The 5,948-nt window shown below is 67.7% G+C and carries 6 protein-coding genes and 1 other RNA gene; all 7 read left to right on the top strand.

Annotated features, from left to right (window positions below; all coding sequences use genetic code 11):
• The first annotated feature begins 134 nt into the window (after positions 1-134).
• Positions 135-518, top strand: an RNA gene (gene rnpB / locus Q7T84_RS18185) — RNase P RNA component class A.
• 288 nt (positions 519-806) lie between these two features.
• Complete coding sequence (locus tag Q7T84_RS18180) at positions 807-1,274, top strand: division/cell wall cluster transcriptional repressor MraZ (RefSeq protein ID WP_056732411.1); 468 nt, start codon at positions 807-809, stop codon at positions 1,272-1,274.
• Complete coding sequence (rsmH, locus tag Q7T84_RS18175; protein WP_304811684.1) at positions 1,271-2,200, top strand: 16S rRNA (cytosine(1402)-N(4))-methyltransferase RsmH; 930 nt, start codon at positions 1,271-1,273, stop codon at positions 2,198-2,200. The genes Q7T84_RS18180 and rsmH overlap by 4 nt, the downstream gene beginning before the upstream one ends.
• The gene (locus Q7T84_RS18170; RefSeq protein WP_304811682.1) at positions 2,197-2,520 is read left to right on the top strand and encodes a cell division protein FtsL; all 324 of its coding nucleotides are present in this window, start codon (positions 2,197-2,199) and stop codon (positions 2,518-2,520) included. Before rsmH ends, Q7T84_RS18170 begins: the two co-directional genes overlap by 4 nt.
• Positions 2,521-2,522: 2 nt before the next feature.
• Complete coding sequence (locus Q7T84_RS18165; protein ID WP_304811680.1) at positions 2,523-4,268, top strand: penicillin-binding protein 2; 1,746 nt, start codon at positions 2,523-2,525, stop codon at positions 4,266-4,268.
• Positions 4,268-5,722, top strand: coding sequence for a UDP-N-acetylmuramoyl-L-alanyl-D-glutamate--2,6-diaminopimelate ligase (locus Q7T84_RS18160; protein ID WP_304811677.1), 1,455 nt, complete (start codon positions 4,268-4,270; stop codon positions 5,720-5,722). Before Q7T84_RS18165 ends, Q7T84_RS18160 begins: the two co-directional genes overlap by 1 nt.
• On the top strand, positions 5,715-5,948 hold a 234-nt coding region (locus Q7T84_RS18155), incomplete at its 3' end, for a Mur ligase domain-containing protein (protein ID WP_304811675.1). The genes Q7T84_RS18160 and Q7T84_RS18155, both read left to right, overlap by 8 nt.

Raw genomic sequence — 5,948 nt, 5'->3', positions numbered from 1 at the left:
GCTGCGGCTCGCGCCGGGCCAGGCGGTGGCGATGAAGCCGCGCATGACGCTGCGCCCATTGGGACCAATTGGGATGGAACTCGTCGCTCGCGCCGCTTGACCCGGAGCGGCTGTGGCCCCACTTAGCGCGCGGACCAGACGGCTGGGCGATCGCGGCTGCCTTCGGGCGGTCGAGGAAAGTCCGGGCTCCACGACGACATGGCGGCGGGTAACGCCCGCCGGGGGCGACCCCAGGGATAGCGCCACAGAGAGCAGACCGCCTCGGCCGCGGCCGAGGTAAGGGTGAAAGGGTGGGGTAAGAGCCCACCGCGGACCTGGTGACAGGGACGGCATGGCAAGCCCCGCTAGGAGCAAGACCGAATAGGGACGTTGCGCCCGCCTTGTGCGGGTAGGGCTGTCGTAGGCCCGAGACGTCCGGGTAGGTCGCGAGAACCGTCCAGCAATGGACGGTCCAGAGGAATGATCGCCGCGTCTGTTCGCAGACGAGACAGAACCCGGCTTATAGGCCGTCTGGTCCATCGATCTCCAAAAGCTTATCCACAACCCTACGAGGGGCGGTGCACAGTACTTAACAAGTTCACTGTATGTTCTGTGGAGTGTTGTTGTCGCCCCAGAAGCGGGGCGTTCAACATCTTTGATTCTCCATGAATTGGCGTCCTGGAGTCATTGTCTCCCAATTGATCCCATGTTAACCCAATCAGCATCCGTTAGGGTTCCAAGCGTCACCGTTTTCGGGGCGCGGACGACCGGAAACGGGGCTGAACGGGCGGTCCACGTGGGGTCGCGATCTGGGGCAGACGGCGGGAATGTTTCTCTCGACCTTCGAGAAGCAAGTGGACGCCAAGCGACGCATCGTTGTGCCGCAGGAATTCCGCGCGCTCGTGTCGGGACCGTTCGACGGCATCGTCTGCTTCCCCTCCATCGAGGCCGATTGCGTCGAGGGTGGCGGCAAGGCCTTGTTTGATCGTTACCTTTCCCTGATCGAAGAGATGCCGTTCGGCGATCCGACCCGCTCGGCCATCGAGCTTTCGGTCCTCGGCGGTCAAGCCAAGATGAGCTTCGACACCGCCGGCCGCATCACCCTGCCAGAGCAGCTTTGCGACCAGTTCGGCCTGACCGACTGGGTGGTGCTGGTGGGGCTCGGCGACCGGTTCCAGATCTGGGAGCGCGAGGCGTTCCAGGCTCACCGCGCGGCTCAGCGTGAACTGGCCCGCGACGGGCTGGCGCAACTGCGCGCCCAGCAGCGGGCAGCGAAGCTGGCGGTGGGTCAATGAGCGCGCCGCACACATCGGTCCTGCTGGGCGAGGTGATCGCCGCGCTGGAGCCTGCGCCCGGCAAGATCATCGTCGACGGCACCTTCGGGGCCGGCGGCTATTCGCGCGGTTTCCTGGAGACCGGCGCGAGCGTGGTCGCGTTCGACCGCGATCCGAGCGCCCGGCGGTTCGCCGAAGGGCTTGGCGACAATTTCCGGTTGGTGGACGCCCGATTCTCCGAGATGGCGGCCGAGCTGGGCGAGCGCTCGGTGGACGGCGTGGCGCTGGATCTTGGCGTGTCGTCGATGCAACTCGATCAGGCCGAGCGCGGCTTTTCGTTCATGCGCGATGGTCCGCTGGATATGCGCATGGGCGCGAGCGGGCCGACCGCGGCCGACATCGTCAACACCGCCGAGCCGGCCGAACTGGCGCGGATCATCTGGCTCTATGGCGAGGAGCGTCAGTCGCGCCGCATCGCCGCCTTCATCATGCGCCGGCGTGTCGAGCAGCCGTTCACCCGCACTCTCGACCTAGCCGAGGTGATCGAGCGCGCGCTCGGCGGTCGGCGCGGGGCCAAGGTGCATCCGGCCACGCGTTCGTTCCAGGCGTTGCGGATCGCGGTCAACGAAGAGCTTAGCGAGCTCGAGGCCGGCCTGGAGGCCGCCGAGCGGGTGCTGAAGGTTGGCGGCCGCCTGGCCGTGGTGACCTTCCATTCGTTGGAAGACCGCATCGTGAAGGCCTTCTTCACGACCCGGGCCGGCAAGACTCCGGGCGGGTCGCGTCACCTGCCGCCGGTCGAGGCGCTGGCCGCTCCGAGTTTTGAGCTGTTGTTCAACGGCGCCCGCACCGCGGGTGACGGCGAGACCTCGGCCAATCCGCGGGCGCGTTCCGCCAAGCTTCGCGCGGGCGTGCGCACCGCCGCCCCGGTCTGGAGCGATGTGGCATGAGCTTTTTCACGCGCAAGGTCCGGGGGTTCCGACTGATCGACGTGATCGCGCTGGGCGTGCTGGTGTCGATTATTCTGTCGGTCTATCTGGCCAAGACGATGGCCGGCAAAGAGCGGGCCGAGATCGCCTCGGTCGAGAAGCAGATCGACGCAGAGAAGGCCCGTATCCGCCTGCTGCAGGCCGAGGTCGCTCACCTCGAGCAGCCGTCCCGTATCGAGCTCCTATCCACCACCCACCTTGGCATGGCCCCTCTGCAAGCCAAGCACGAGACGACGATCGATAAGTTGTCCGAAATCGCCATGGGGAAGCAGAAACCGTGACGATGGCGCATCCCACCTTCGAGTCGATGGGCTGGCGCTGGCTCAAGGCCAAGGTCTGGGGCCTGGAGCATGCGTTCGAGCGCGCCAAGGCGGCCGGCAAGGCTGAAGACGATACCCGTATCCGCATCTTCTTCGTGCTGGCGCTGTTCTCGGCGAGCTTCGCCGTGCTGGCGGTCGGGGCGACGCGGGCGGCGATGTTCTCCAATGTCGGGCACGGCAATGGCCTAGCCGGGCCGGTGGGCGCGGCGCGTGCCGACCTGACCGACCGCAACGGCGCCATGTTGGCGGCCGACCTCTTGCACTACGGCCTCTATGTCGATCCCCGTGAGATCTGGGACGCCAACGAAACGCGCCGGGCCTTGGCCTCGGCGCTGCCGAACGTTTCGCGCGCCCGGTTGGAAAAGGCCCTGAAGGGCGAGCGCCGCGGCTTCGTGGCCAGCGGGCTGACGCCGGAAGAGCGCGCCCGGGTCAACGCCCTCGGCCTGCCCGGCGTCAGCTTCGAAGGCGAAGAGCGCCGGGTCTATCCGCTCGGCCACACCGCGGCGCATCTGATCGGCTATGCCGACACCGGCGGCGTTGGTCTGGCCGGCGCCGAGCGGGCTCTGAACGACACCCTGCGGGGCGGCAAGGCGGCGAATGGCGCGGTCGCGCTGTCCATCGACTTGCGCGTCCAGGCCGCGCTAGAGGATGAACTTTACAAGGCCGCCGCCGAGTTCCAGCCGCGCGGCGCCGTCGGCATCGTGACCGACGTTCACACCGGCGAGATCCTGGGGATGGCGAGCTATCCCACCTTCGATCCGAACCGGGTGTCGGTGGCTAGCGACGACGCCAAGCTGAACCGCGCCGCCGCCTCGATCTACGAGATGGGCTCGACCTTCAAGGCGTTCACGGTCGCCATCGGCCTCGACACCGGCGTAGCCAACCCGTCCTCGACCTTTGACGCCCGCACGCCCTATCAACTGGGCTATCGGACCATCAAGGACTACCACGCGGCCCGGAAGATCTTGACCTTGGTCGAGGTGTTCCAGCACTCCTCCAATATCGGCACCGCCAAGCTCGCCGAGAGCATCGGCGCTGATCGCCTGAGCCACTACTTCGCGGCCCTCGGCCTGACGAAGCCGGCCAAGGTGGAGTTGATGGAGTCGGCCCGCCCGCTGACGCCGCGCAAGTGGGACATGGACGCGGTCGCCTCAACCTCGTTTGGTCACGGCATGAACGTCAGTCCGCTGGCGCTCTCCAGCGCCATGGGCGCGCTGCTGAACGGCGGCAATCTGGTGCCGCTCACCATCCGTAAGCTTGAACCCGACCAGCGGCCCCAAGGGGTGCGGGCGGTCTCCGAGCAGACCTCGATCCAGATGCTGCAAATCATGCGCGCCAACGTCATCGGCGGCAGCGGCAAATCGGCCAATGCCCCTGGTCTGAGCGTCGGCGGCAAGACCGGCACCGGGGAAAAATACGACCCGGACATCCGCAGCTACTCGACCAAGAAGCAGGTGTCGTCCTTCGCCGCGGTGTTCCCGACTTCAGGCCCGGTCGAAGCCAAGCGCTATTTCGTCCTGATCCTGATGGACGAGCCCAAAGGCAACGCCAAGACCTACGGCTACTCGACAGGCGGCTGGGTCGCCGCACCGGCCGCCGGCCGGGTGATCGACCGCATCGCGCCGTTCCTGGGCGTCGAGCGCCACAACGAGATCATCAAGGTCGTGGGCGACGACGGCGTGGCCCAACCCCTGGCGGACGGTCACTGATGGCGGCGCTCCTTTCAGCCCTGGTTCAGCGCAGCCTTGAGGTCGATCCGATCATCGCGGGCGTCACCGCCGACAGCCGTAAGGTGAAGCCGGGCTTCTTGTTCGCTGCTCTGCCCGGCTCGACGGTCGATGGTCGCCAGTTCGCGGCCAAGGCGGTCGCGGCGGGCGCCGTGGCGGTGATCTCGGCCGAGGACATGCCGGAACTAGGCGTGCCCGTCCTGGTTACGCCCGACCCGCGCCGCGCCTATGCGCTGGCGGCCAAGGCCTTCTGGCGCACGCAGCCGCCGGTGGTGGTCGCGGTCACCGGCACCAATGGCAAGACCTCGGTCGCCGCCTTCTGCCGTCAGATCTTCAATCACGCCGGCAAGACGGCCGCGAGCATGGGCACCCTGGGCGTGCGCGCGACGGGGCCCGGCTTGGACGAGCAGATCACCCCGCCGGGCCTGACGACGCCGGACGCCGCCGACGTCGCCGAATTGATGTCGATCCTGGCCGCCAAGGGCGTGACACACCTGGCGCTGGAAGCCTCGTCGCACGGCGTCGATCAGCGCCGGTTGGACGGTGTCGATCTGGTCGCCGCCGGGTTCCTGAACCTGACCCAGGACCACCTCGACTATCACCACACGATGGCCGCCTATCGTGACGCCAAGTTGCGGCTGTTCGAAATCCTGCTGCCGCGTGGCGCGACCGCCGTGCTGAACGCCGATTCCGACGCCTATGACGCCTTCGCGGCCACCGCCGTGACCTGCGGCCAAAGCGTGTTCTCGGTCGGCGAGGCCGGGCAGGGGCTGAAGCTGCTGAGCCGCCAGCCGACGCCGGAAGGTCAGACCCTGAAGATCGAGGCGGCCGGCAAGACTTACGAAGTTCGACTGCCGCTCGTGGGCGGATACCAGGCTTCGAACGTTCTGGTGGCGGCGGGCCTATGCATCGCCGCTGGCGAGGACGTGGCGGACGTGATGTCGGCCTTGGAAACCATCGAGGGCGCGCCGGGCCGGCTGCAGCGGGTCGGGACCGGTCCGAAAGGCGGCGAGGCCTATGTCGATTACGCCCATACCCCCGACGGTCTTGAGACTGTGCTGAAGGCGCTGCGCCCGCATGTCGAGGGCCGGCTGATCGTGGTGTTCGGCGCCGGCGGCGACCGCGACCGCGCCAAGCGTCCGTTGATGGGAAAGGCGGCGGCCGATCATGCCGACATCGCCATCGTCACCGACGATAACCCTCGCAACGAGGTTCCCGCCGCCATCCGAGCCGAGGTCCTGGCCGGCGCCAAGGGCGCGCAGGAGATCGGCGACCGCCGCGAGGCGATCCGCTCCGCCGTGGCGCTGATGAGCGCCGGCGACGTCCTGGTGGTGGCCGGCAAGGGTCACGAACAGGGCGTGACCATTGCCGGCGTCGTGCATCCCTTCGACGACGTGACCGAAGTTGCTCAAGCCTTGGAGGCGCTCCGTGGCTAAGCCCCTGTGGACCTCCGAAGAGATCGCCGCGGCGACCGGCGGGCGCCTGTCCGGCGCGCCGTTCGCGGTCGACGGCGTTTCCATCGACACCCGTTCGATCGAGCCGGGCGACCTGTTCGTCGCCCTAGGCGGGGTGCGTGACGGGCATGAGTTCGTCGCCACCGCCATGGCGGGCGGGGCGACGGGCGCCCTGGTGTCCAAGGGCGTCGACGTTTCGAGCGTCGTC

The organism is Phenylobacterium sp. (genome assembly GCF_030654915.1).
GTDB lineage: Bacteria > Pseudomonadota > Alphaproteobacteria > Caulobacterales > Caulobacteraceae > Phenylobacterium.
Note: the sequence above shows the minus strand (reverse complement) of the source record. Positions and strands in the feature narration are given on the sequence as shown.